A 26,694-nucleotide genomic window follows, 5' to 3' on the forward strand; every position below is an offset into this window, starting at 1 on the left:
GGCGCCTTCGGCGCCTGCTCCTCCGCTTCGCTCCAGAGCAATGAACCGCCTCGCTGCGCTCGGCGGCGGACCGCTTCGCGGTCCCAGGGCCGGCCCTTCGGGCCGGAGTCCCGCGCTTCGCTCCGGACTGCTTGGGGGTTCCGCTTCGCTCCACCCCCAACGGCCCGCTCCGCAGGCCTGAGTGACCCCGTTTCGCGGGGTCTGGGTCTGCGGCCCGTTGGGCGGGTCTGCTCTCCGCTCCCCTACCCCAGGGTCCTTCCGGCTCCGCCTCCAGGACCAGCCCGCTACGCGGGCCCCAGCAGCAGGAACTGGCGGGTGTCTGCTCGTGCCGGCCCCGTCCCGGCCTTCCAAGAGCAAGACCGGACGGGGCCGGTGGGCGGAACTCGCAGGGGGCAAAGACCCCGCCCTGAGCCGGGATTAGCTGTCGCCGTGCAACAACTCCACGATCACCACCCACAGAGCGCGAGCACTCAGCGCGGCAGCGATCCGCTTCGCAAGCTCAGCGGCCAGCCGTTCCCATCGAGGCGACCTACGGTCATCCCTCATGTCCATACCCTTCTGGACCGGGCCCCCAGCCTGCCCGACTGGCAGGAAGGGGCGCCCTGGCCCCCTAAACCGGGGTACGGACAACGAACAACGTAGCGAATCACCTGACACCCCGCCCCCAGAACCAGCACACTCCCGCTGAGCGGGGAGCTGGCTGGGGGCTGTTCGTGCCCGGCCCCGGCTCCCGATCGAGGTATGCCCGACCGAGCCTCCACCCTCGACTGCATGTGCTTCAAAATTAGATCTGTATAGATACTGGAGCAGGAGGCTCGCACCGTTTCAGCAAGAAGCTGTTCAGGTGTCGCGGCTCAGTGAACGTGCGCAGTGCTCAACCAACCTGCGCAGCCAGATGTCTGCCGCACACTTCTACCGCCAGCCAGCGCGAGGGGCACCCCTGTCATCTACCGTCGGAAGCCACGCCGGGGGTCCCTGATGCTGCGGTTGTCGAAGGCAGTGAACCAGGCTGCTTCCCTGAGGTCGCCGATGCCCATGGACTGGTTCATGGGGTTCTCCGGGTCCTCGATCCCGCTGAACTTCGTGTGGAAGAGCATCAGAACGTCGTGGTCCTGGAACAAGAGATCGGAGCAGCTGTCCCAGCTGTAGTCGTCCTCGTGTTCCGGGAGGGAGCTGTGATCGTCTCCCTCCTCCCGGTCTTCCAGGTACATCGGAGCGTCCTCGATGGCAAGGTGCAGGGCCATCTCCTCGGCGGTGCAAGTGGGATTTGGCCAGTTTCCCTTGGCGAGATCCCCGGCCAGGTCATCGAAGGCGCGTGCCATCCGCCGACGCCAGCGGTGGTCGGCCGTCCACGTAAGCGGAGGCAGCCGGTCAAAGACCTCCCACGTCGCAGAGTCGGCGTCCGAGAGGAACTGGTCTCCCAGACGCTCCGCGTCGTCGTAAGTCTGGTCCGCGAGGATTGCTAGCGCCGTGTGAAGCAGGTCAGCCGTACGGGGCGTCAGCTGCCATCGGCACTCCTCGCAGTCCTCGTCTTCGCCCTTGCAGGGGCAGGCCTGTGTGTCGAAGAGGGCGGCAAAGTTCGGGGTTGTGCTCTCGCTCGCCGGCCTGGTTCGCTGCTCTCGCAGGCGCCATCCGTGAGTGAACCGAGTGATGATCGGTCGCCTGCTCCAGTCGGCCAACTCGTCCCCATCTTCGGGGCTGAGGAGCTCCGCCGAGCTCTGGTCTTCGAGTGTCTCGGTGCCAGCCACATCTGGCTCCTCGGTGAGGGTCATCACGGCCCCGATCAGATCCCGGGGATCGTCATCGCCGAGTTCTGACGCCGGCAGCGGCTCCCATCCACGTGCTACCGCAGCGCGCAGGAGAGCGTTTTCGTCCGTGACGTGGAACTCGTAGAGGTGCGAGATCCGCACCACCTTGCCCGGGAGGTCCTGCAGCTTCGGGTGGCCGACGGGACCGCGGACCGCGCCGTTGACAGGGTCATCCTCGGAGGGGTCCGGCTCTGGTTCCGGCACTACGAACAGCGTGCTGGGGTCTGCACTCCAGTTGCCGCTCGCAGCCTGGCCCACGGCTTGGCGCAGCGAGCTGGCCGGGGCGTCCGGCATCTCGGCCGTAAGGGCCTTCAGCTCATCCTCGACAGTACTGACGTCGCGGCAGGCGAGGACTCGGCGGAGGATACCGGCAGCCTCGTAGGCGTGGTCGGGGTCCTTGCAGGTCAGGACAGCGGTCAGGGAGCTTGGGCCGTTGTCATGAGCCAGTAGGGCCATCACCCGGCTCTTGCTCAGCGTGTGTTCGCACAGGAAGTCGATAGCCCGGGCAGCGGAAAGCGATGAACCCATCGCGGAACTCCTAAGGGGGAGAGTGCTCCGCGCGCACCAAAAGTAGTGGCACTCGCAGACACGGCAGGGAGACCCGCTGGTGGACACGGTACGAACGTGTCCCCGGACGGTGAAAGAAGCGTGGATGGGCCGGCTGGTGCCTCCGCTACGAACGAAGACCCGGACTCAGCTGGCACTAACCCTACCCACAGATGGCGAGCCGCACCCACGAATCCGAAGAAGCCAAGGCCACAACCAAAGGGCATTATTCACGGGCAGGTTGGGCATCGAGTCCGCATGCTCGCAGTGCTCCACGAACCTACCGTGCAGCGGACCAGGCCCTTCCGCGTCGCACCCATTACCGGCGAGACAACCTGGTCACTGCTCTCCCGGGTGGCCACCCGCTACGGCCAGGAGCCCGGCTCCGTGCTGGGGCACTGGCAGTGGAAGAACCACCAGCCCCGCCACCCCGGCGGCGCGCTACGCGCAGACGCAGAAGTTCTACTCAGTCCAGCTGGCCGGACCGTGCTGGCGAGACTGTCTGGAGCATCCGAGGAGACACTCGGACGCGCACTGCCGTCCTGGGACAACGAAGGGGCCGAGCTCTCCGTCCCGGACTCCGCAGGCGCCCCTCTGGCCCTCTGGCGCGTTGGCGGCGCCCTTGTACGTCCAGTGGCATTCGGCTGCCGGCTGTGCGCGGCGCGGCGTACCGGGCTGGACGTGCGGGTGGTCCGTTACGCCGAGCGTTGGGAGCGGGTGTGCGGCCGCCACGGGCGGTGGCTGCTGGACGCGGACGCCGACCAGCCCCTGGACAACCTGGATCTGTCCGGGAGTCCCGAGGTCGTCGTGGCGCAGCGCCGGTGGGCTGTGGTGGCGCGTCGTGCTCGGCGGGCGGGGGTGGAGCCAGCCTCGGTGTTCGGTATCGCGCGGGCGGTGGTGTGCCGGTGGTGGGAGCACTCCCTTCGCTGGGAGCAGGAAGAGATCTGGCCCCGCCGTCTGCAGCAGGTCGCCGGTGGCAAGGTCGGTGGTGACGTCGACCGGTGGCGGGCGCTTGGGCGGGACGCGGTGGTCTTCCCTGAGGTGGTCGCGGTGGCCAGCGCTCTGCTGGATCCGGGTGTCGAAGAGCTGGTGTGGGCTGACAGTGGTTGGGGAGGTCCGCGGCCCCTGCCCGGGGACGGGCAGTTCGGGCGCTGTCTCGGAGAGCTGGTGGGACGGCCCTGGCTCGGTCCTCTGGTCGCGACGGACGGTGGGCCGCTGGTCTCGTGGCAGGCCGCCCTCATTCGCCGACGACGGCATGCGGCAGTTGATCCCTTCGACGCCGGTCCCTGGAGGGTCAGGGCCGATCAGCAGCCGCCCACTATGGCAGCCCTGCTCCGTGAGCAGACCCGGGAGAAGGCCGCGGGTGGTTCCGGTACGAACTGGCGCTCCACCGTGCCGCCCGAGCAACGCATGTTCATCACCAACCTCATCGACACCGCCCAGGAAGAACTGCTCCAGCTGCGCGGCGCGCACCAGGGCCGCACCGCCGACGCCGCCCGCCTACTCCTGCAACGGCTCAGCCACTCCATCGACCTCCTCGACCAGGCCCTACGAGAGACGGCGCTCGCAGCAGTGAACGCGTCGCACTCCACGACGTCGAGCAATGGGCAGGCCTCGACACAGGGCCCACGGAGGAGGACGACGAGTAGCCGGGGGTCCGCGGGGAGGCGCAGCTGGCACGGTTACCGCATCCCGGCATCCCACACGAGCAGAACGCACAAACCAGCCCAAACTGCTGGATGAGGTAGTTGACTCGGTCCCGTGACGAGCGTGGCAGACACAGGCGGTGCGCAGCAAAGTACGGGCCCAGAGTCCGGATTCGAGGTGGCGTTCGCCGGGTTCGGTGGACCGGTGGTGCGGCAGCGGTGGGTGGATGCGGCGGTGACCGTCGCGTTCGAGGAGCTTGAACCGGTCTCCGCGTTTCCAGTGGTTCCCGGCAGGCGGTGGGGGCCTGGGCTGTGGTGGTCGGCCACCACCGAGCGCCATGTCGCCGCCGGGTCGAACGCGATGCGGACTCAGCTGATGGTCCTGGACCGCGACCCGGACGTCGTGGGTCTTGCCGGACGGCCCGTGCGGCTGCAGTGGCACGACGAACAAGGGCGGAAGCGGTCGTGGACTCCGCAACTCTTCGCGCGCCGTGCAGACGGCACCGCGCTGATCGTCGACTGCCCGAGCCACGCTGCGGCAGGAGGAGAGCGGGCCCTGTCTGTCGCCGTAATGATGGAGCGGGCGTGTGAGCAGGTCGGCTGGATCTATCGGCGCCTGGCCCCGCTCGAGCCGGTGCTGGCGGCCAATCTGCGCTGGCTCGCCGGCTACCGGCACCCCCGCAACCAGGTCCGCCCCGCCCTCACCGCCGCCGTCCTCGAAGCATTCGCGTGCCCGCGGCCGCTGATCGAGGGCGTCGAAGCGGTGGGCGACCCGATCGAAGTCCTCCCCGCCGCCTTCCATGCCCTGTGGCACGGACACCTGCACGTTCCCCTGGACAAGCCGCTGCACGAACGCGTTCTGGTCCAGGCAGGCGCTCTCTCGTCATCCGCAGTCGTTACGGCCACCGGCCCTGACCGTGAGGCCGGCGGCGGCCGGTTCCGGGAGGTGTCATGACCGCGCCGCGCGGCGGGCCACCTGTCGTAGCGGTCGGCGCGTACATCGACTTCGGCGGTGCGCGGTGGCAGGTCGTGGCGCTGGCAGGGCAGTGCGTGCACCTGGCCGGCGACGACGGAAGCAGTGCCGTGGTGCTCGCCGGGCATCTGTTCGCCGACCCTGCCTTCAAGCTGGCCGGCGAGCAGGCCGAGCAGGTCCGGTCTGTACCGCAGTGGGGGTTGTTCGAGACGGCCCCCGCCGCGGCGCGGGAGAAGGCGCTGGCCTGGCAGAGGCACGTCCGGGAGGTCGAGTGCGGGCGGCCGGGTGGCCCGGACAGCGGGGAGGTGATGCGGGTGCCCTACGACCCGGGCCGGTGGACGCTGGCCGAGCGGGAGCAGGCCAAAGCCGCCGAGCTCACCGCGCTGGGCTTCGCCAAGGTGTCACGTACGACGGTGCAGCGGATGAGGCTCGCCTACCGCAAGCAAGGTCTGTGGGGGCTCCTCGACCACCGCACCACCCGAGGTCCCGCCCCGACGGGACGGCAGGACGAACGCGTAGCGGACGCGGTGAAGGAAGCACTGCGCCGGCAGAGGCGGCGCTCCAAGGGCACCATCAACGGACTGTTCCCCCTCGTCACCCGCATTCTCGAAGACCGCCACGGGCCCGGCACCGTGCCCGCCCCCTCCCAGGCCACTCTGTACCGGCTCGTCCACCAGCTCGCCCGCCCCGCCGACCTCCCCAGCCGCCCGATACGCAATCCGCCGATCACAAGCGACGGGCACGGGCTCACCCCGACCGTCGCTTTGCGGCCCGGGGAACAGGTCCAGATCGACACCACCCGCCTCGACGTCCTGGCCGTCTTCGACGACGGAATCGTCGCCAGGCCCGAACTCACCATCGCCGTCGACGTCGCCACCCGCTCCATCCTCGCCGCCGTACTCTGCCCCTCCAGCACCCAGGCCGTCGACGCAGCCCTGCTCCTGGCGGAGATGGCCGTCCCCCAACCGGCCCGGCCCACCTGGCCCGACGCCCTCCACTTCGCCCACACCTCGCTGCTCCCCCACCAGCGGCTGCTCACCCTCGACGAACGCCTCCAAGGAGCCGCCGCCCGCCCAGCTGTCATCCCGGAGACGATCGTCACCGACCGCGGCAGCATCTACCTGTCGAAAGCGTTCACCGCCGCGTGCGAGACCCTCGGCATCAGCGTCCAGGCCGCCCCGCCGTACACGCCGACCGCGAAAGGCATCGTGGAACGGACCTTCGGCACCATCAACACGCTGTTCTGCCAGCACCTGCCCGGCTACACCGGCCCCAACGTCACACAGCGCGGACCTGGCACCCACCTTGAGGCCCGCTACACCGTCCCCCAGATTCAGGACCTCCTCGATGAGTGGCTGATCCACTACCACCACCGCCCCCACGAAGGCCTGCGCCATCCGGTCCTGCCCAGAGCCGCGCTCACACCGAACCAGATGTGGGCCGCCCTCATCTCCGTGGCCGGCCACGTGCCCGTCCCTCTCACCGGGAACGACTACCTCGAACTCCTGCCGGTGCGCTGGGCGGCCGTCACCGAACGCGTCATCCGCCTGCACCACCGCACCTACGACCACGACGTCCTCGCCCCCTACCGCGGCCAGCCCTCCCCCATCACCGCCCGTGGCGGGAAGTGGGAGGTCCACTACAACCCGCACGACGCCCGCCAGATCTGGCTACGCCTGACCAACGGGACCCTGGCCGAGATCCCCTGGATCCACCGCGACCACACCCACCAGCCATTCAACGAACGCACCTGGCAACACGTCCGCGCCCAGACCGTCCGCCACCCCGATCCCGACCAGCACGAAGCCGACCTCGCCGACGCCCTCGACCAACTCATGCGACGAGCACGCAACGGCCACGCCACACACGCCGAGCAGCGTCTCCTTGGCCGCGCCACCATCCCCCTACACGCCCTGACATCCGCGCCGACCCGCTCCGAGACCACCAGCGACAAGTCCCCCGCCGGCCCGACAGACGCCGATGCCGACAGCCTCGACGCCCTGGACGACAGCCCCAACGAGCCGGATGACGCTGAAGGCGAAGACGAGCCTGCGGGCGACAACGGCTCCCCTGCCCGCCCGTACACCGGGCTCGGGCTCTACGACGCACACGCGGAAGCACTCACATGGTGAACAACACCCCAGCATGTCCCCCCACCCCGGGCAGCCGCCTCCGCCAGAGCGTGGACAAGGCCCAGCCCGACACCGACGCCGATGACCAGCAAGCGCAGGAGTCCTGGCCGATCACGACCTGGCAGGGCTGGCACCAGTTCGCCCACACACCACCCCCAGCACCGCCCGCACCCGATACCCCGCCGCGCAGTATCGAGGAGCGCCTGGCCTACCACTCCGCGTTCGTCACCGTCCGCACCCCAGCCATCGACACCCTCGCCACCAGCGTCCGCACCCTGATGGTCCTCGGCCGCTATCAGCAGACCACCGCCCGACCCTCACTCATCCTCACCGGACCCGCCGCGGCCGGAAAGACCACGGCCCTCCTCCACGTCGGACGCACCTGCCACCTCGCCCACACCCGCACCGCACCCCCACCCGGCAAACCGTCCGACGTCCAGATGCCCGTCGCATACGTCCTCGTCCCGCCGGGAGCGACCGCGAAGATGCTCGCAGCGGAGTTCGCCCGCTACCTCTCCATCCCCATCACTGCCCGGATGACGCAGACCCAGATCACCGAGAGCGTCTGCCACGCTTACAACCAGATCGGTGTCCGCCTCGTCCTGATCGACGAAATCCACCGGGTCAATCCCCGCACCACCACAGGCTCCGAAACCGCCGACCTCATCAAAGACCTCACCGAACGTATCCAAGCGACGTTCGTGTACACCGGCATCGACGTCACCCAGACACCCCTCTTCTCCGGTGTCCGCGGTGCGCAACTCGCCGGACGCGCCTCACTCATCGAGTGCGGGCCCCTCCCCGCGCGCCTCGGCAACAAGCATCCCTTCACCGACACCATCACCGACCTCGAAAACGCCCTCGACCTCCACCACCACAAACCCGGAACCCTCCCCCGCCACACCACCTACCTCCACCAACGCACCGCCGGCCGCATCGGATCCCTCACCCGACTCATCCGCCAAGCCGCCATCACCGCCATCCACAACGGCACCGAACGCATCACCAAAACCACGCTCGACGCCATCCGCCTCGACCACCACGCCGAAACCGCAAACCAGACCCGAACCCGACGATCAGCACGCTGAACGGCACACCCTTCGGCAGGACAGAAGTGCGTCCTGCACTCATCTATCGGCTCTTCCAACCAACCCTTGTCTCACGCAGGACCGGCAGCGGTCCTCGACGCGGCCTTTCGCCGCCTTGAGGACACGCGCATCAGAGGGCACTCAGCGGGTCCCGAACCACCAGATCAACGTGGCAATCACAGATGATCCGACGGCAGCGCCGGCTCCGCGTACCGCGGCGAACAACGCCGTACGGCCGAGACGGCGCATCGTGCGCCTCTTAATTCGTTCGTTCCGGTTCATTCCGATGCCCCCTTGGAGATAGTCGCCCGGCTCCGCTTGCCGGGTGCTGACCCGAGGTTCCAGCCCCGACGAGGCTGGTGTCCGAAGGGGCGGACGCTCCGGACAATCGACCTATAAGCTTGCAGGTCAGCGAGGTGTCCGCCGAGGTCGCTCCGGACACGACGGACGGCCACCGGGAGTGCGGATGCCGGATCCTGCGCAGGAACTGCGTGAGCAGCTTCGTGCTCTCGAAGCACGGGCCAAGCGTGCCCGCGAGGCTGCGGGGTTGCCGTGCTCCAGGCGGGAGGCCGCGCGCGCGACGGTGCGGACGCCGTACGCAGTCGCCGTCAGATTCCAAGCGATCAGCAGCTGGCTTGCTGTCCCGCCGGCGCCCGCGACGATACCCAGCCCCGGCAGCAGCGAGAAGCTTCTGGCCCTCGTTCGTGTCTGGAGTGACTGGGCTGAGGAAACGACGAACGAGCGGTCCTGGCGGAACCTACTGGAGAAGGCCCAGCTCTCATCGGCGACAAGCACCCAGCTGGTCGCCTCGCCAGGGGACCGTCAGCCGACTCCAGATGGTCACGAGGCGACGACGGATACGGAGCGAGAGGAGGCGCTGGGGATCGCGGGTCGGCGTTCCCTCGCACGAAGGCTTACTCGCTTGAGCAGTACGCCAGCGGATCGGCGGGACGATGTTCTCGAATGGCTTCTTACTCAGGAGCAGGCACTCGTGGAGGTTCCGTTCGGCAGCGTGCGGGTTCTGGTGGCGCCCATGGGTGCAGGCAAGAGCGAGGGAGCCGAGCATTGGTGGAATGCGGGGTTGATGCGGGCTCAGGCGGACGCGACTGTGGCGGTGCCGGTATGGCTGGAGGCGCGGGACCTGGAGCAGCGTCAGCTGGAAGCGTTCCTGAGCGGGGACCTGGAACAGGAATGCCGGATCGTCATTGATGATCTGGATCGGCTGAGTCCGTGGGATGCCCATGAGGTGCTGTCCCAGGCAAGGCGGCTTGTTCTGACATGGCCCCGCCTCAGTGTCCTCGCAACAACTCGGCCGGGGGCGGGTGAGGTGGACGAGCGCGAGCGTATCGAGGTCGCCCCATGGCCCCTTCAGCGCGGTCTGGAGTTGCTCCGCATCATCGTGGGCGAGTCGGTCTTCCATGCCGTCAAGGAACACGAAGCACGACAGCTCCTTAGGAGTCCCCTCCTGGTCCATGCGTTGGCAAGCCGATTGCGTGCCGGCGGTAACGCCAAGGTGTCTACACAGGAATTGCTCTCCGGTCTGGCAAGCTCCGTTCTTCGACAGAAGCGGCGGCCAGTCAAGGATGATGTGTGGGGCGGCCTGGTACGACTCGCAGCCCTGGTCATGGATTCAGGCGGACTGGTCCGGGCCTCCTCGTTCGGGCGGGACCAGGAAGTCTGGGAGTTGGAGGAGACCGGGCTGGTAGTCCGGGACGACGGCCAGCTTCGATTCGCGCTGCCCCTCTTCGAGCAGCACTTCGCCGCGCAGGCACTCCAAGACGGCATCACCCGCCTTGAAGAGGCTGCAGGCCCTGAGAGCTTCCCCCGCTGGCGCTACGCAGTCGCGTTCGCGATCGACACTGCTGCGGCGGACAAGGCAGTGGAGTTCATGTCGCGTCTCGTACGAGCAAACCCTGCCGCAGCGTCGTGGGTACTCGATGAGGTCTCCAGATCCGGTCAGCGGGCCAGCCAGGTAGGCAGCAAGCACCAAGCCGCCGACGAGGAACCAGCACTGGCAGCAGGCCGGTGGCTCAGGGAGGCCATGCAGGCCTGGACCAACGGTCTCGGCAACCTGCCATCCCGGTTGACGCGTCAAAACAGTGGCGTGCTGGAACCGTGGGCTGTCCGGCTCGACGGCGACTTCATGTTGCTTGCCGTAGGCCGCGCAGGCGTGCTTAGCGCAGACCTCGTGGCCCGTCCGGACCTTCAGTTCGGAGCCGGCATGTTGTCAGAGTTTCACAGCATCGAAGGCTTCACCCTGCCTAAGGATGACCTGTCGAGATGGGTCTGGGCACGCAACCGGCTACGCAAGGCTCTGTCATTGCGCATCCAGCGGAGGGTACTGCCTGTGCCATCCGACTCCCCACTCGCCGCCGAGCGGATCTGGTTTCTCGCTCGTCGCATTCTCTCCGGCCACCGACTCCCGCACAGCGCTCCCATTCCTGTCCATGACCTCCGGCTGGAGGTGCAGACGATGATGACGCAGGTCGAGAACAGCCAGTGGTGTACCTGGCAGGCAGCCGGCGAGACAATCGACTCCGACGACATCCGCTGGCTTCACACCGAACTCCGGCACATCCGCCATGAGACCCTCACTGCTCCATACCCACTTGCGGACCAAAGGGCGGGAGCCCGATTCGTCTGGCAGGCCTACTCCCCTGAGCTGGCCTTGTCCATCACAGCCACCAACCTGCAGAATGCGCTCATCGGCTACCAACAACTCGTAGAGACGAACTTCCCCCGATTCGGGCACGCACTGGCCCTCTACAGCATCATGCCGGCACGCGCTGAGGGACTCGTGGTCATGCCGGGCCCGGACGAGACCGTCGATGTGCCTCCGATCCTGGAGTACACGCTTCACACCGACAGAACGGCACGCGAATCCGACAAGCCCGTGGTCAGCCTCAACCTGATTGAAGAACCCGACGTATCCCCCAGGCACTGGACGAACCTGGCCGATGGCACGTCAGCGGCATTTCAGGTACCCGAAGTCAGTCAAGAAGCAATAACCATGCACGGTGAACGGCAGGCCACGAACCTGGCCTACAGCTGGCTCGCACGCGACCTGCACGCAATCGGCTGGCTGGAGAATCGTTCCCCGTACTTCGGCTAACGGACATCCAGCATCGCGGATACCTTGCCCGGACGCGCACCACCCCGAAACCACGCACCAGCTGAAAACCCTCACACTGACCTACCGAACAACCCGCTGACCTGCACAAACACCTGAGAACACGAAATGGCGCCTCGGCCCTTTAGACCCAGACGCCATCTGTGACACCAAGAAAATTTCCCAGCCAAACTGCAACAACCCCAGGTCAAGACAGACCTGACGGCACGAAGCCGTTCTCACGCAGGCCTGCAACACGCCAGCTCACCAAACCACCGATACCTCAACCACCCTCCCCCTCAGCGACACTCGACACCACAACCCGCACACGGCCGGCCCGAACCCCGACCGCCGTTACGGATCCGCGTACGGGACGTCCGGCACGCCGGCGAACACAACACGTGCGTCATCAGACGCAAGGATTGAGGCGGCCCGGTGGTACTGCCCCCGAGAATCCTCCGGGCACCGGGCCTCACCCCTACACGCCATATCGGTACGGGCTACCCGCACCCTAGCCCCCACCAGGCCCTACGAACCCACCGCCCCCGGCCACCACCTGAACCCGCACCATCTCCATGCCCCCTGCCCACCTGCCGTGTCCCTAGGGCGAGTCGCCCAACCACACGTACCGATCGATCACCGCCGCGCCCGGGTCGGCCGGCTCGTACTCCGCACGCCCACCAGGCCCCCACGCCGACGCCTCGCAGATCAGCAGCACCCCACCGGCCAACTGCTCCCGCCTCCACCCCGTCACCTGTAGCAGCTCCCCGTCCAGGGGCCCGCCGCACAGCTCGACGTACGACTCCCCCTCCTCCGCCCACGGGTCCGGATCATCCGGATACGCCCCGTACACCCGCCGCCCCACCCACCGCTCATCCATACCCGCCACCCTGCCAGCGGCCCCGAGCCCACCGCCAGGAGTGGAGAAACTTCCACCCCCGGCGGCGAGCCAGCGTCAGGTCAGCCCTGGAGCCACTTCCCCGCCTGCGGGCGCTCCAGCGCCTTCAGGCGCCGCCAGGCGAACACCCAGTCGTCCAGGCCCCGGATCCCGCAGACCTGGAGAAAGGCCTTGCACCACTCCAGGGAAGGGATCTTGCCGAGCTTGCGGACCCGTTCCACGTTCAGCGCGTCGCTGATCGTCGACCGCTTCAGCACGCCGCCGCTGTCGATCTCCAACCGGCGCATCGAGGGCGTCCCCGCCCACACGTGAACCGCGCCGAGCATCTCCACGAAGTCCACCGGCGTCGAGATCAACAGCGGATCCGGCTTGCCCGTCTGTGACACGAACGCGCCCGCCGGACGCCCGCCAGGGAGACCACGGACCGGGCCGACAGGATCCACGGCACCCGCGAGGACGTAGCGGTCCCGGCCCGCTTCCTGCGCCGGGGACCTGTGGGTCACACCGGACCCGGAGGCCGACGGAATCCGCGACGTGGACGCCGGCCGCCCCGGCAGGTCGGGGTGCCGATTGCCACGAAGGGCCGCGAGCAGCACGGACTTGGTGTTCTCGGTCGGCCAACGCTTCCCCTGCTCGATGTCGCGGATCGCGCTCGGGTGCATGTCCGCACGGCGCGCGAGTTCCGAGAGCGTCATGTCCTTCTGGTGCCGCTCCTGCTGCAGGGCCGACCCGAAGTCCGAAGGACGGGTTTCCCTGTGCCGCTCCAGCACGTCGAGGAGGTGCCGACGAACGTCAGGCTCGGCCGTCACCTGCCCCATCTCGATCCTCACAAGCCTCGTCATGCTGATCCCGGCCTCCTTCGCGAACTGCCTTCCGGTAATCGCCCGGCGCTCGCGCTCCGCGCGGAGCATCACGCCGAAAAAGCCGCCCTCCTGCGAGGCGGGCATCAGGCGTCACCGTCGCGCGAGCGGAACCGCAGGGTCCGACTCGGGTTTTCGAGAAAGGCCAGGGCGCGCTCGCGCAGGATGTCGACGAGGACCGCCGCGGCGACCGCACCGATCACCTCGACGCGGTGACCGTCCACCCACATCCCACCCAGAAGCAGGACCACGGCCAGAACTCCCAGCACGCGGAAGGTACGGGCCAGGCCGAAGGGGCGGGGGACGACGGGGGTGATCACGCACCCCTGGAAGACCGGCGCGGGCGACTGGAGAACCCAGCCGCGCCCCGGCACGTAAATCCACAGCATGAAGCCACTCCTGATGAAGTGTGTGAGCCCGGACGGATGACACAGGGGATTCGCAGTCCCCTACACACCACCGACGGCGGCGGGTGCCTTCACAGGATGGAACATCCACACCGGCGGCATCAACCGACCTATGACGCACCCCAGTTGCCCACCATCAACCGGAACGCACACCTCCACGATCCTCCTGTCCGGCACGCCGATCCCCCGGCGCGCGCGACCGTCCGCGCATGTCCGCCCGTGTCCGAGAGCCCCTCCATCCACCTGAACGAGAAGCCGCCCCACCCGCGCCCGCCCACGACAACCACCCAGGTCACGGCGACCCGCCCCACGCCACCGGCGTCCGGGAGCGTCCGCAACCGTCCGGGAGCGTCCGAAGCCGTCCGAGGCCCCTGTCCAAGCGGGCCCCACTACCTCATGGTTGTCCGAGAGTCGCTCCACAGCCCGGACGGCTTCACGGGGTCCCGTTCGCAGCGGAACACCCCACTGCCGTGACGCAGATCACACATCTGCACGTGTGGCCCGTACTTCCGGTACGGGCCACACGCACGTCACGAACACCCCAACGACCGGCAACCTCCCCGAGCCGGCGGCGGGAAGTCCGGGTGCCGACGCCAGCAAGCAGTCACCGTCGCCCGCCCCACCCCGTCCTACCGGCCGCCACCCCCGCCTCGGCCTCAGCCGGACACCCGCCGACCGGCCCGCGCGGCCGACGCCGTACAGCGCAAACCACCCCCCGGATGCCACTCCAGCGCCGTGGCCACCGCGTCCCCGTGCTCGGCACACCAGCCGACCGGGACCAGGCCGCCGCACTCCCGGCGGCGACAGACGCAGGCCTCGCCAGGCACGATGAAGGGGAGGGCGTGGCGGGTGACGCCGCCCGTCGGGTGCGAAGACGTCGTCCCCCGCAGGCCTGCCGGCCAGACGAGGGTGACGTAGAGGCCGCCCGCACCCGTCTCCACCCGGTCCGCGAGCCGTACCCCGCCCTGCACCGCCCACCCCGACGCTCCCGGCACGGTCAACCGGCGCAGCGTTCCGCCGAAGTCGCCTTCGGTGAGGGTGGCGAGGGCGTCGGCCTCGGTGTCGGTGGACCAGGCCGTGAGGCGGTCCTCGCCCGACACGTCCTCGGCCAACGTCAGCAGCGGGTCATCGAGACGCAGAGCGCGGGTGCCGCCGCCGGGGCGGGCGAACAACAGGTTCGCAGCCGGCGGCTTCGTGGGAATGGCGATCTTGTCGTGGGCCAACAGCCAGGCGGTCACGGCGGTGCCATCGAACTCCGGGTGGACGTCACTACCGCCGACCGGGGCTGGGAAGTCTTCGTGGCGGCGGCGCCAGTTCACCACCGCGGCACGCCCCACCCGAGCGATCCGGGCCACCCCCGCCAACAGCAGCCGGCCCCCGCCGCCCGGGTCGACGGGAGCAAGGCCGGCAAGCGGTGAGCGGCGGCCGGCCCCGACCGTGCGCACCGCCCGCCAGTCCACCTGCGGCCACACGACCGGGAGGAGGGCCACCTCCTCCGCGTTGTAGAGGGCGACGGTCGTGATGCCGCCGTGGTGCTTGAAGTCGATGTCCACCAAACCCGACGGCGCGATGTACCCCCGCTCGACGAGAACGTCGAAATCCGTGCGACGGACGGCGGGCGGCCTGGTCCGGGCCGAGGGGGACGTGCCGGTCCAGGAGCGCGGGCAGGTCACGACGGCGGGCCAGGGCCGCGACCTGCTCGGGGTGGACATCGGGGAACCCCGTCTCGCCACCGAGGTAGACCAGCAGGCCCGCGCGGACCAGATGCCCGACGGCCGCCGCCGTCACCCGCGGCCGCCGAAACGGCAACGGGACACCGAGCTCCTCCGTCAGCCGCTCCGCCGCCCACCCGGCACCCACCACGCCCGGCAACGCGGCCCGTACCGCCTCGACGTCGACGGCCTCGACCACCGCCCGCGACCACAACCCGGCGCCGGCGTCCGCCGGCACGACCAGGCCGCTGCCGACCGCCCACCGCCACGCCGCGACCGACACCCTCAGCCGGCCCGCCACCGCGTACTCGTCGAACACCACACGCCGCCGATCCGCCACGAAACGCACCCCAAACACACATCTTCGAGCCCGACCCTCGGACCGCGACGAAACCATGGCGAAACGCCGCAAAGGATGTCAAGAGCCCCATTTTCTAGGCGAGTTGGACGCGCACCGCACAAGTCGCCTACGCGTACGCGAGAGCAAAAATCACCCCTGCGGGGACCGCGGACCGGTCCCGGACAGACGGAAGCGGGGGCCACCGCCGCGACCCCCGCCACTCCCCCGGGGAGGCGAGGGCGTCGGCTTCGTACCGCCAGTGCTGGACCCCGGTTCGCCGGCACGCACTCGAAGCGACCCCCAGCCCGAAGTGCCGTGCTCCGACCTCAACAACGCCCCTTCCACGAAGGAACATCGCACCCGACGCGGCATCCTCGGCGCCCGGGCCGGCCGCGCAAGGCCGGCCCGGGGCCGCGAGGGCCCGCGCGGCTATCCGCGCGGGCGACCGCCCCGGCCGCGAAGGCGCACGGCGACCCGCACGGCGACCTCCAGAGCCTGCGCGACGTCCGCCCACTCCGGCGCCCACACCGCCACCACGGCCTGGACCACCTCACCGGCCACCGCCTCGACCACGCGGCCCGCCCACCGGCCCACCGGCCGGCGCCGGCGCGGACGCGGGCGCTCCACCGGCTCCTCCGGGCGCCCGGCGGCCCGCTCCCGACCGACCTCCTCACCCATCGACTCCCCACCCATTTCAGCCATGCTCATGACAAGTGATTCCTTACGCGAAGTACGGATCATCAACCAGATCCGCGACGTCCTCGCGCAACGGATCCGCCGCGAGATGGGCAAAGGCCCCCGCGCGGTCGCCACCGTCATCGACTCCCAGTCCGTCAAAGCCGCCGAGACCGTCGGCCGGGACTCGCGCGGCTACGACGCAGGCAAAAGGATCAACGGCCGCAAGCGCCACATGGTCGTCGACACCCGCGGCCTGCCCCTGCTCGTCATGGTCACCCCCGCAGACCTCCACGACAGCCACGCGGCCAAAGAGGTCCTCTTCCGCCTTCGCCTCATGCACCCCGAAATCACGATCGTCTGGGCGGACTCCGCCTACGCAGGCAAGCTCGTGACCTGGGCAAAGAAGTACCTGGGCTTGACGATCAAGACCGTCAGCAGACCCAAGGACGCCTCTGGCTTCGTCATCCTGCCCCGCCGCTGGGTAGTGGAACGAACCTGGTCCTGGATGATGCGAGCCCGCAGACACGTGCGCGACTACGAACGGCTCGTCCAGCACTCCGAAACCCTCATCACCTGGGCCGCCATCACCCTCATGACCCGCCGCATCACCAAGGCACGCAAGCCCCCAGAGCGGTTCTCACCCTCGCTTTGACCAGGAGCCCTTCGTTTCTTCGCGCTGCCGTCAGGAAGTTGTCAGTGCGGAGGCGACCTGGGCCAGGCGGGCGGTCGGCCAGGCAAAGTGGTTGGCAGGGTTACGGAAGGAGTAGCCACCGTCGTTGATCAGGTAGCCGCCCTCGGCCGTCGTCCACCGAGTGGGGCCACACTGCCCCTGATGCTCAAGGAGTGTCGCAGCAAGCCGCTCGGGCTCCTCAACACGGGTGCGGGCACGCAATGCGGCGGTCAGACGCTCGACGGCGTCATCCGGTACGGCATCGTCGCCGAATGCCGGGAGCAGGAGCAACAGTCGGGCATCGGGGTCAGTGGTGCTGCCGCCGGGCAGGCCGTTGTCGGCCGCGGCGATCAGCTCGGCCCAGGACAGACCCGGTCCCATGAAGTGACCATCGTCTTGCGCCAAGGTCTCGGCCACGTCCCAGTCAGGATGGTGCACGACGTAGTCGATGCCGGCCTCCCCCTCCACGGCGCGATACACCACATACAGGTGGTGGTCACCGGCGAGCGGCACGGTGAACACGGGCCAGGTGTCGCCTCCCAGCAGCTGGGACAGCAGGGCTCCCATTTCCTGATCCTGTGTGGTCCCTAGGGGCAGGTGGACCTGCCAGAACAGGTACTCGTCCAGAAGTTCGGGCTGGTGGCGGAAGGGGCCACCGTCATAGCCCGGGATTCGGGCCGGAGGTGTCTGCGAACTGTTGGTCACGAGGTCATCATGTCCTCAGCTACCTCACGACTGACCGCTGGGGTGCCTGACGCTTTGCGCATACCCCTGAGTGCTGGGTTGCCGAGTCCTACCCCGACAGTCAGTATGCGGGGCGGCCCATTGAAGCCGTGGCAACCCAGATCAGAAACAGGCAGTCACAGTCGGCGAGGCCGGGTTCGCGAGCGTCATCAGCGCCGTCGCCGCCCTCTACGGCACCTGGCGCATGCGGCGCTGACCCAGCCGGCCTACACATCGGAGTGGGGCCGCAACCGGTGTGACGACCCCGCAAAGTACGCCCGGGACACCTCAGGCCTGCCGAGGACGTCGCGGGCTCGTGCGTCTCTCTCCTCCGGAGTCCCTGTGAGAGGCACGAGGGCTTCCCGGACGGTAAGGAGCTTCCGGCTGCTCAAGCAGACACTCGACGGGACCCGGCCCGAAATCCGGGACTCCCAGGCCGCCAACCGCTGGATCTGAAGGAAGCGGGCAGGTGCCTGCTCCTCCCTCACCGTGGCCTGGCGGGCAGCACCCCACCACGGCCGACCGGGTGACAGGCGACAACGCGGAACCAACTCAGCTGGCTCCGCTCACCGCTTCCTCGACCCACAGCACGACGTCGTGTGTGCGGTTCTCCTGTCCGAAGCGGGTCAGCATGTCCACCAGCGGCGTACTCAGCTCGATCGCTGCTTCGGGATCCTCCGCAGCCAGGGCGTGCCAGGCTTCGTGGGCGCTGCGGATGATGTGGTCGGTCTCGGCTTTCGGTTCCGCGCCTGCTTCGCCGCGGCGGAGAGCAACGCGGATCAGCAGGGTCACCGTGCCGATGGGGTCGTCGGGGTCCTGCTGGTGCCCTGCTTGCCATGCGAGGGCGCTGAGGGCGCCCACGGTGTAGGGGTGTAGCGGTCCGTACTCCGATTCCAGGGTGTTTTCCAACTGCTTCGCGAGGACGGCGGCGGTGGAGGTGTCGCCGGCGGCGTGTGCCGCCCGGAGCTGTGTCCAGGTGTCCAGGTGAGGTGCCGGAAGGGGGGCGCCCCAGGCCACGGCCGGGGGTCCAGGCTGTGGGACGGGTGCGGGCGGCGGAGACTGCGCCGGTCGTGGCGCCGTGGGGTGGGGCTCGGGCAGTGTGGTCAGGTTGCCGTCCGCGTCCACGATCAATGGCCATGATGTCCCGTCCGGTTCGCGGGCGGTGACGCGCACAGGACGGCCTCTCAGGGCGGCCCGCACTCGAATGTCGGCGAGGGCGGCCCGCCGTGCGGCGGGAAGGTCGCCGGTGGGGCCGGTGATGCGGTCGCCGTCGATGTAGACGCCGGAGGCGGTGATCACGATGGTGTAGACGGGCGTGGCCGGCACGTCCTGGGGTGGCACTGTCATTTTTCTGGTTCACCCACCTGCGGGAAAATATGGTGGCGCCCATCCGAGATAGGTCGCACCCCATTTTGTTTCGATGTCGGTCGCCGGTACTACGTCGATGTATCCGGGTCGGCGAATGTCATTGCTTGCGATCATCCCTCCGCCCAAATAGATCGCCACATGTCCGGCTCGTTGCCCGGTGTCCCAGTACATCAGGGCGCCTGCGGGCGGGTTTCTGTCCCGATCGTGTTTCATTTCGGGCGGCATGCCTCGGTAGTGGTCTATGGCGAATTCGACTCCCGAGTGTCCCCATCCATATGTGCGGGCTACGAATGCGAGGCACCACCGGAACCAGTCCGCGCCGCCGGTTTCGGCCTCGCGGCGCGCCCACGCGATGGCGCCCTCGGTGGAACGCGGGTTGCGTACCGAGGCCGGCCAGCCGGCCATGCCGTCGTGGAACGGCTCGCCGGGGGCGCCGGGCGTGGGCTCGGCGCAGCGTCCGGGGCGGTTTGGTGTACTGCCTGCGCCTCCCGGGTTGGGGTTGGCGCCTACCCGGGTCAGGTCGATGGTGCCGAGTTCGGCGATCTCGCGGGCGGCGCCTTCGTGTCGGTCGTACAGGTCGGGGTGGGCCGATCTCTGCACGGCCTGGGCGGCGGCGCCGAGGGCCATCGTCTCCCATCCTTGGATGTCTGTGAGGCCTGGGGGGTCGCCGCTGTCTCCGCCGAAGAAGAACATGTTGGCGGAGTAGGTAGGCTGCATTATCTGATCTTTTGTGCCCCATCCCGTCGATGGCCTCTGTTGAAAGAGACCCACTGAATCGCGGTCGCCGAAGTCAATGTTCAGCAGCGTACTTTCCTGAAGCGCGGTCATGAGTGCGATGAGGGTGGCTCGGCCTGAAAGTCCGCGCTCTTTGGCCACTCCGTCGATGATCACGGCGTTTTTGATCTGCGCCTGACGCAATCCGTCGCCGGGGTTCTGTGGCGCCTCTCCGCCGGAACTTCCGGGAAGTGCCGCGCCGGGCTTTCCCCTGCCTCCGCAGGAGTCCGCCAACGCCCTGGAGCCCGCTCCCATTCCGAACATGCCGATGATCAGAAGGAAGATCAGGACTGCGACGGCTCCGACGGCTCCGAACTTGATGGCCGCCCCCCGGCCCGCGACGGTCGCCGCGGTGCGGAGGGCGTCTCTCCCCTCCACCCGTTAGACCCCCAGGATTCCGGAGACGCGCCAGCCTCCATCGGTGCGGGTGATCTCCGTCTGGACCACCGTCGACTCGGTGTAGTCGGTGTATCCGTGGACGTCGACCGTGGCCGTGACGGTCCGCCAAACCCGCAGGGGCGTGTCCGGCGGAAGGGTGCGGTCGGCCGGCTCCACCTTCAGAGCGGCAACGCGGCTCACACCGCCGCGGCTCACCAGGCGGCCGAACGCCGGGTCTTCGTGGGCTTCGAGGTTGGCCGCGAGTGCTCGGGTGGACCACGGCGCGGCGCGACGGACGGCCGCCTTGTGGGTTTGGTCCTTGACCGGATCCCGGGTGAGGTACTGGCGGACGAACTCCCTGGCCACCGTGTCCGGGGCGTTCAGGTCCACGGTCGGGGACGCGGACGGTGACGGTGCGAGGGCCGCACCGGTGGATTCCGGGGGCTTAGCGTCGTCGGTCGCGGGTGGAGCGGATGGGTTCTTCGCGGCGGCCGGCGCAGGCTGCTCGCCCCTGATCCAGTCGGTTCCGAGACGGGCGGACAGGCCGAGGGCCAAGACCACCACGACGACCAGCACGGCGCCGACGGCGGTGATCGGCTCTTTGCGACGCTGCTGACGAATCGAGTCCGCAGTGGCCCTCCGCTCCGCCTGGCGGTGGATTCGACGAGCACGGCGTCGCTCCTTGCGGCGTCCGCGCGTCGTTTCCTCCGGGTAGTCGTACGTGGTGCGCAGCAGCTCGCGCCATTCCTGGGGGGTGCGGTCGGGTTCACCGGGCATGTCTGGTCACCTGTCCGTACCTGGGCGTTGTGCGGGGACGGGGGCGGGGCGACGGCCGGCCGGCGGAACGGCGCGTGGCGGCGGGGGTTGTGTGGCGGGTCGCCGGTGGGCGGGGGTGGTGGGGCGTGTGGTCGCGCCGGTGGATCCGGCTCGGATCTTGGATTGGATCTGTCGGGGGCCGACGGTGCCGGGGCGGGGTGCCTGGCGGTAGGTGACGGCTGGTGTGGGCGCCGCCGGGGTGCGGCTGGATGTGGTTGAAGCGGAGGTGCGCACGCTCGTTCCCGCCGTGGTGGCGGGGGTGTTGGGCGTGCCCGTCGTGGGGGTGGTGGGTGTGGTCGGGGGGCGCTGTGACGACGTCGCCTGAGTGCGGGCCGGAGCGGGGATCGGGGCGGTGGGCGTGGTGGGTGTACGGGGTGTGATGCCTCCGCCGCCGGGTACCGCCGCCGGAGTGGCCGGGGGTTGTGAGGGGCTGGTGCCGGCGGAGGCGCCGTTGCCGGCCAGTGAGGTGGTGGGGGTTGGCGTGGGTCGGCGGAGTGTCCGGACGATCGTGAGCGCGCGGAATCGGCGCGGGCCACCGCCCGACGTGCCTCCTCCACCGCCTCCACCACGGCTGCCGCCGAGGCCTCCGCCTCCGCCGCCGTTCTGTCCTCGGCCGCCGGGGCGGGGGCGGGAGGGGGTGGCGCTGCCGCCGCGGTTCATGAGTCGGTTTGCGGAGCGCGCTGCCAAAAGGCCAGCGACGGCACCGACGGGGGACGACACACCGGAAACGCCGACGATCGATTCGATGACTCTGCGGAATCGCAGGGCGACGATGGCGGCGGCGATCGAAAGACCCGTCGAGGGACCCCAGCCGTATACCCCGAACATTTTCGTGCAGGCCACCTGAACGACGAGGACACAGCCCAGTACGGTGGTGACGACGAATGACTGGAGGGTGAATCCGACGAGTTGGTCGAACCAGCGAGCGCCCCACTGGCGGGTGCGGCCGGGGATCACCCACAGGCAGGCGAAGACCGGCCCTGCGACCAGCAGCATCAGGGCGCCCAGCAGTGAGGCGAGCGAGGCGAACGCGAGGGTCAGTACGAGCACGGCGAAGATGAGGATGGCGACCAGGGCCAGCAGCATGACCACTACGCGCTGAACCGGCTGGTGCCCTTCCCACCACAGTTCGGATTCACGGCCGACCGTCTCGCCTGTCAGATTTGCCTGAAGCCACTTCTTGCGCTTCGAGTCCTCTCCGGGATGCCCCTTGTCAAGAACCTCTTTTCCGTATTTCGCGCAGGCTTCGAAGCTGCCGAATTCCGCGATGCACCACGGGCCTGCGACGTAGGTTCGCCATACCGCGTCGGATGACTTTCGCAGGAGGTCGTCACGGGCGTTGCCGCTGTAGGTTGGGGAGTGCCCGAGCTTGAAGGGGAACTGTTCCTCTCCGGCTCCGATGCCGCCGGACGCCGCGTTCAGGGCGACGCTGGCCCCGATCTGCCGGCCCGAGTCGACGCCGTCCACCCACATCTGCGGAGAGGACAGCAGGGAGACGCTGACCACGCCGGAGATCATCACCCAGGCGATCTGTGAGAGCCCCCCGGAGCCACCGCCCTCCTTGTGCTTGGCGAAGGCAACGAATCCGCCCACGCACAGGGCGGTGGGCAGCAGTGTGGTGGTCAGGCCCTTCGCGGCGCCGCCGATCATCCCGGCCAGGGCGCTTTGAAGCGGGGGCAGGGACGTCACCTCGAAGGTCCACTGCACGATGACGACCACGGCGGTGCCCAGCAGGGCGACCAGACCGGCGAGGATCGACGCCACCAGCTGTACTGGGGGATCCCACACGTCGAACTCGCCGTAGTCGGCGTCCAGCATCCACAGGGCGGGGTCGGAGTAGGTCTCGTAGAGGGTGCCTTGCCCGTCGGGCACGGAGGTGTCCGGTGACGGAAGGAGGTCTCCGACGCCCATGGGGTCGATGGTCTCGGCGTGCGCGACGCCGGCGAGCGCCATCACCGTCGTGGCGGCGAACAGGATGGGGATCGCTGCCGTCCGCAGCCGTGGCAGGTGTACGGTCACGCGGCTTTACCCCCTGTTCAGCGCGTTGGCCGCAGGGTTTCCCCCGTGGCTGATGTCGGTGGCTTTGACGTCTTCGCGCTGGTCCACGTGCCACGTGCCGGCGTCCTCGACGATGCGCAGTGCCCTGCGGGCGGTCGATGTCTCGGTGGGCCACACCACGGCGTAGGAGAACATCACCGCCCACCCGGCGGGGTGGGTTGCGGTGGCCGGGACGCGGACGGGTGGGCCTTCTTGAGTGAGTGGTCCGGTCGATGCCCTCTCCGGTCCCGGAGACTTCGGGCGTGAGGGCCGCGGTTGGACCGTGGATCCGTCCGCGCGCACCGGTGGGCTGAAGTTCCATCCGTCATCGGACGGCTCCGCCGACGGCGATGGTGCCGGCGCGGAGGGTGAGGGGGAGGGGCCGATGTTGCGGCCGGCGCACTCTTCGACGGTGCCGTCCCGCTGGGCGGGGGTGCTCAGCTCGCAGGCCCGCCGCCAGTCGAGCCGCAGGACGGCCTCCTGATATTCGCGGGCGACGGCGACCACCGCCGTGGTCGGGTCGCCGGCCGGTTCCCCGTCGTCCTTCGCGGGTGTGCCCGCGCAGCCGGCGAGGGCGGCACCGGCCGCGACCATCAGGGCGGGTGTGGTGGTCCAGCGCACGGTCATACGGTCGCCGCTTGGTGGTCGTCGGCCCTCACGTCGTCGGATCGGTCGGCGCGCGGGGTGGTGTCCAGGAGCTTGACCAGCTCCTCGGTCGGGATGTCCCACTGGACGGTGGCCACGTTGAAGCGGCGGTCGCGTACGAGGGAGTGCCCGTGACGGACCTCTCCGTCGGGTCCCATGCCGATGGAATGGATGTGTGCGCGTGTGTGCTCGTCGACCGGCAGGCCGAGCAGTTCGGCCATCGCGTCTTGTTGGTCCGCGTGCGTGAGCTGGAATCCGATCACCGTGGACAGTTGCTCGATGACGCCGACGAGCTTGCTCAGGGATTGCGGATCCTGCGTGTCCAGAAGCAGCGCCGTGGAAAGGGCGCGACCGACGCGGGCGATGTATTCGAGGAAGCTCGCGCCTTCGCGGGTGGCGGTCAGAACGTGCACCTCGGGAACCGCGACGACCTTCCGGAGGTTGCGGAGGTCTTTTCTGCCTGCGGTGGTGATTCCGTAGGCCAGCATGCTGTGCATGAGGGCGACCGACATCCTCTGTAGGACGTTCCAGTCCTCGCGGGTGTCGGTGGCGCCGGGGAGGCTGATCCCGGGGATCTGTACCACCCAGATGCCCGGCTCGGGAGACAGCGGGATGGCGCCTTCCTGCGGCCGGCCCATGAAGGGGGCCCCGATGCCGGTCCGTGCCAGCTCGTAGAGGGCTTCGCCGGTCTCGCGGGCCAACGGGTCGGGCGACGTCCGGAGTCGATCGATGACCTTCCAGGTCGCCGGCTCGCCCTCCGCGATGACCTGGTTCACGGCGTGCTGCACCGGTGTCTCGGCACCGCGCGCGCGAAGGTGCGGTGGCATCGCGATGCCGAGCTGTGCGGGCACCTCGATCTGCGCTCGCTCGCTTCCCTCTTTGTCCAACAGACGGAAAAGGTCGGCGACGCCGGCGAACCTCGGGCCGGTCTCGATCAGATGCGCGTTGAGGCCGAAACGCCTACCGGCCGACACGACGCCGTCAAGGTCCCCCTTGAAGTCCAGGGCGAGGACGAAGGCGCCGCGGAAGGCCGCGTCCAACATGGTCATCATCATCGCGGTGGTCTTCCCGCGCCCGGTCCGGCCGATCAGGGCGGTGGTGGTCGCGTCGCCTCGCTCGCTTCCCATGGTCACGTCGAGACGGAACGTGCCGGGTGTCGAGCCGGTCAGGAATCCGGTGATCGGCCCTTGGTCGTCCCCGACGTGCGCACCGCCCCACCACCAGGAGCCGGCGAGCGCCGTCACGTCGCGGACGTGGCCCAGGTCCGGCACCCTCAACCGGTCGCCGGCCTGCGCCTCCATCCACAACTCGCGCTGCTCCTCCGCGCCGACCCCCACCTCGATGCCGATCCCGCCGAAGTGGGCCACCGTCGCATCGATACGTGCGCGCAGGTCCTCGACGCCCACGGTGCTGGTCACGATCAGGCGGGGGTGGTCCTCGACCAGCGTGACGTCATGGCGGGTCATGTCCCGCAGCAGCCCGGCCATCACGCCCTCGGTCTCCTCGACCGCACGGCCCGGATCCTCCGCCGAGTGCTGGCCGGCGCTGCGCCGCTGTTCCTTGGCGCGGCGGCGCACCTCTTCGGCCTTCGACATGGCGGTGCGCTTGGGCAGCACCTTGAAGCGCAGCGACGCTTCGGGGCTGACGGGCAGGACCAGGCTCGCCGGATCGATGTCGGCGACCAGGTCGTCGTCGTCGATCTCCGGGACGTAGGTGATCTCGCTGAGCGTGCGCAGCCACTCCCCGGGGCCGGGTGACTCCAATGTCTCCGGGAAGCCGGTCATGGTGAGCACCGCGACCCACGCCGTGGTCACGCCGTGGGCGTCCACGACCCGTACGTGGTCGGGGTAGGGCAGAATTCGCCCGCGGGTGAGCGTGGTCAGCTTGGCGCCCATGATCAGGCCCTTGGTGGGCGACGGCAGGGGCGTGGTGCGGTGCTGCTCACGGGCGATCATCCACGCCAGCATCTCCACCGCGGCCGGCTGTGCCCGCCAGGGTGTCGCTTCGAGGAGTCGTCCGAGCCGGCGCATGCTCGCGTCCAGACGGGCGAGTTCGCGGGCGCCGACGCCGGTCGTGGCCACGCCGAGGCCCTCGCTGACGCCGCGCCGTCCCGCGGCGGCGGCCTGGCCGGTCCGTTCGGTGAGCCGCACCCCCATGAGAAGGTGCCGCGCGGGCAGCGCGATGTCGTCGAGCCGGTCGACTCGGGTCTGCGCCCACTCCTGCCACTGCCCGGAGGTGAACAGGGTGGCGGCCTCTTCGAGGTAGTCGGCCGCGGACAGCGGGGACCACACCACCTTCAGGTGGACGTCGGATCCCGACAACAGCCGCGACAGCGCGCTGACGGCCTCGTCGAGTTCCGTGTCACGGGCCGCCTCCGCCATCAGGTCCGTGTTGCTGCTGGCCAGCACGAACCAGCCTTCGGCGTGCGTCTCGGTGATCACGAGCCCGTCCGCCAAGGCGACATAGCGCGTCGGGTCCGCGCTGCGGTCTCCGCCGACGCCGAGGAAGGCACCCAACTGGTGAAAAAGCTTCATTTACCCGCCCCTGCCTGCGTCTTGCCGCCACGCGGCCGTGCCTTGAATACGACGTCCGGCCCGTACAGCCGGGGCCGAACGTCGTGTGGAATCGGGATGCCCGCGACGATCACCGGATCCGTGATGTCCTCCTCCGCGCGGCGGGCGCGGACGGACTCCCGGCGCAGGGAATCGCCCTTGGTACCCCACCGGGCCGTGCGGGGGATCCACTCGACGCGGGCGGCCGATCGTCTACCCCCGCAGATGATCGGTCGGTGGCCAAGCACCAGATACCGCACGCTCAAGGCCCAGACCGTGACGTTCCACCGCCGGTCGTTGTGCCGAGACCGCTGTGTGCCGAAGATCGCCACCAGCAAAGGGGGCAAGAAGTAGAGGGTGAAGGTGATCCGGTTGGGGAGCCCGAAGCCGAGCAGCAGTCCGCCGGTCCACAGCAGGTAGAGCACGAACCCGAGAACCAGGGCACGCCGCGGGGCGCCTTCGCCGAGGTCTATGCCCATCAATTCGTGTTGGCGGGTCTCGATGTCCATGTGGCGGGTGTACGTGGTCCCTGTT

Annotated in this window: 19 protein-coding genes and 1 pseudogene; 6 read left to right on the plus strand and 14 right to left on the minus strand. The window is 69.0% G+C overall.

From position 1 onward, the window contains the following. Window positions 1-947: 947 nt before the first annotated feature. The gene (locus ACZ6ZI_RS37810) at window positions 948-2,336 is read right to left on the minus strand and encodes a hypothetical protein (RefSeq protein WP_469529065.1); all 1,389 of its coding nucleotides are present in this window, start codon (window positions 2,334-2,336) and stop codon (window positions 948-950) included. Window positions 2,337-2,987: 651 nt separating this feature from the next. Here ACZ6ZI_RS37810 and ACZ6ZI_RS37815 point away from each other — a divergent pair. The 5 genes from ACZ6ZI_RS37815 to ACZ6ZI_RS37835 all read left to right on the plus strand — a co-directional run bounded on the left by ACZ6ZI_RS37815 (window position 2,988) and on the right by ACZ6ZI_RS37835 (window position 11,305). Further along, a complete protein-coding gene (locus tag ACZ6ZI_RS37815; protein WP_469529068.1) occupies window positions 2,988-4,097 on the plus strand; it encodes a DNA-binding protein in 1,110 nt (369 codons plus the stop codon). A gap of 18 nt (window positions 4,098-4,115) precedes the next feature. Further along, window positions 4,116-4,955 (plus strand): TnsA-like heteromeric transposase endonuclease subunit, encoded by an 840-nt coding sequence (locus tag ACZ6ZI_RS37820; RefSeq protein ID WP_469529070.1) that lies wholly within the window; start codon window positions 4,116-4,118, stop codon window positions 4,953-4,955. Further along, window positions 4,952-7,105 (plus strand): Mu transposase C-terminal domain-containing protein, encoded by a 2,154-nt coding sequence (locus ACZ6ZI_RS37825; protein ID WP_469529073.1) that lies wholly within the window; start codon window positions 4,952-4,954, stop codon window positions 7,103-7,105. The genes ACZ6ZI_RS37820 and ACZ6ZI_RS37825 overlap by 4 nt, the downstream gene beginning before the upstream one ends. A gap of 110 nt (window positions 7,106-7,215) precedes the next feature. Next, entirely contained in the window at window positions 7,216-8,193 is a 978-nt protein-coding gene (locus ACZ6ZI_RS37830; RefSeq protein WP_469529206.1) for a TniB family NTP-binding protein, read from the plus strand. A gap of 922 nt (window positions 8,194-9,115) precedes the next feature. Beyond that, window positions 9,116-11,305: an NACHT domain-containing protein gene (locus ACZ6ZI_RS37835; protein ID WP_469529075.1), complete on the plus strand. Its 2,190-nt coding sequence runs from the start codon at window positions 9,116-9,118 to the stop codon at window positions 11,303-11,305. A 598-nt stretch (window positions 11,306-11,903) separates the two neighbouring features. On the opposite strand, the gene ACZ6ZI_RS37840 is transcribed toward ACZ6ZI_RS37835, so the two are convergent. The 5 genes from ACZ6ZI_RS37840 to ACZ6ZI_RS37860 form a co-directional block, all read right to left on the minus strand. Beyond that, on the minus strand, window positions 11,904-12,182 hold the full coding sequence (locus ACZ6ZI_RS37840; protein ID WP_469529077.1) for a hypothetical protein: 279 nt from the start codon (window positions 12,180-12,182) through the stop codon (window positions 11,904-11,906). Window positions 12,183-12,262: 80 nt separating this feature from the next. Continuing rightward, window positions 12,263-13,147 (minus strand): helix-turn-helix domain-containing protein, encoded by an 885-nt coding sequence (locus ACZ6ZI_RS37845; protein WP_469529081.1) that lies wholly within the window; start codon window positions 13,145-13,147, stop codon window positions 12,263-12,265. After that, window positions 13,147-13,449, minus strand: coding sequence for a hypothetical protein (locus ACZ6ZI_RS37850; protein ID WP_469529084.1), 303 nt, complete (start codon window positions 13,447-13,449; stop codon window positions 13,147-13,149). The genes ACZ6ZI_RS37845 and ACZ6ZI_RS37850 overlap by 1 nt, the downstream gene beginning before the upstream one ends. 674 nt (window positions 13,450-14,123) lie before the next feature. Next, on the minus strand, window positions 14,124-15,179 hold the full coding sequence (locus ACZ6ZI_RS37855) for a hypothetical protein (RefSeq protein ID WP_469529086.1): 1,056 nt from the start codon (window positions 15,177-15,179) through the stop codon (window positions 14,124-14,126). A 769-nt stretch (window positions 15,180-15,948) separates the two neighbouring features. Further along, window positions 15,949-16,227 carry a hypothetical protein gene (locus ACZ6ZI_RS37860; protein WP_469529090.1) on the minus strand — a complete coding sequence of 93 codons (279 nt, stop codon included), beginning with the start codon at window positions 16,225-16,227 and terminating at the stop codon, window positions 15,949-15,951. Window positions 16,228-16,255: 28 nt separating this feature from the next. Between ACZ6ZI_RS37860 and ACZ6ZI_RS37865 the strand changes: the two are divergent. Continuing rightward, window positions 16,256-16,810: pseudogene (locus tag ACZ6ZI_RS37865) on the plus strand (IS5 family transposase); the annotation flags it as partial. Window positions 16,811-16,879: 69 nt separating this feature from the next. Here ACZ6ZI_RS37865 and ACZ6ZI_RS37870 read toward each other — a convergent pair. The 8 genes from ACZ6ZI_RS37870 to ACZ6ZI_RS37905 form a co-directional block, all read right to left on the minus strand. Beyond that, a complete protein-coding gene (locus ACZ6ZI_RS37870) occupies window positions 16,880-17,572 on the minus strand; it encodes a hypothetical protein (protein ID WP_469529093.1) in 693 nt (230 codons plus the stop codon). 570 nt (window positions 17,573-18,142) lie between these two features. Then, the gene (locus tag ACZ6ZI_RS37875; protein ID WP_469529095.1) at window positions 18,143-18,937 is read right to left on the minus strand and encodes a hypothetical protein; all 795 of its coding nucleotides are present in this window, start codon (window positions 18,935-18,937) and stop codon (window positions 18,143-18,145) included. Between the two features lie 9 nt (window positions 18,938-18,946). Continuing rightward, a complete protein-coding gene (locus ACZ6ZI_RS37880; RefSeq protein ID WP_469529098.1) occupies window positions 18,947-19,849 on the minus strand; it encodes a peptidase M23 in 903 nt (300 codons plus the stop codon). Window positions 19,850-20,113: 264 nt separating this feature from the next. Next, window positions 20,114-20,887, minus strand: coding sequence for a hypothetical protein (locus ACZ6ZI_RS37885; protein WP_469529100.1), 774 nt, complete (start codon window positions 20,885-20,887; stop codon window positions 20,114-20,116). Between the two features lie 6 nt (window positions 20,888-20,893). Continuing rightward, on the minus strand, window positions 20,894-22,945 hold the full coding sequence (locus ACZ6ZI_RS37890) for a type IV secretion system protein (protein ID WP_469529103.1): 2,052 nt from the start codon (window positions 22,943-22,945) through the stop codon (window positions 20,894-20,896). A 6-nt stretch (window positions 22,946-22,951) separates the two neighbouring features. Then, window positions 22,952-23,584, minus strand: a complete 633-nt coding sequence (locus ACZ6ZI_RS37895) for a hypothetical protein (protein ID WP_469529106.1) — start codon at window positions 23,582-23,584, stop codon at window positions 22,952-22,954. Window positions 23,585-23,586: 2 nt separating this feature from the next. Next, entirely contained in the window at window positions 23,587-26,142 is a 2,556-nt protein-coding gene (locus ACZ6ZI_RS37900; RefSeq protein ID WP_469529107.1) for an ATP-binding protein, read from the minus strand. After that, the gene (locus ACZ6ZI_RS37905) at window positions 26,139-26,669 is read right to left on the minus strand and encodes a hypothetical protein (RefSeq protein WP_469529111.1); all 531 of its coding nucleotides are present in this window, start codon (window positions 26,667-26,669) and stop codon (window positions 26,139-26,141) included. The genes ACZ6ZI_RS37900 and ACZ6ZI_RS37905 overlap by 4 nt, the downstream gene beginning before the upstream one ends. Window positions 26,670-26,694 lie beyond the last annotated feature (25 nt).

It is taken from the genome of Streptomyces sp. NPDC103540, from assembly GCF_055584445.1.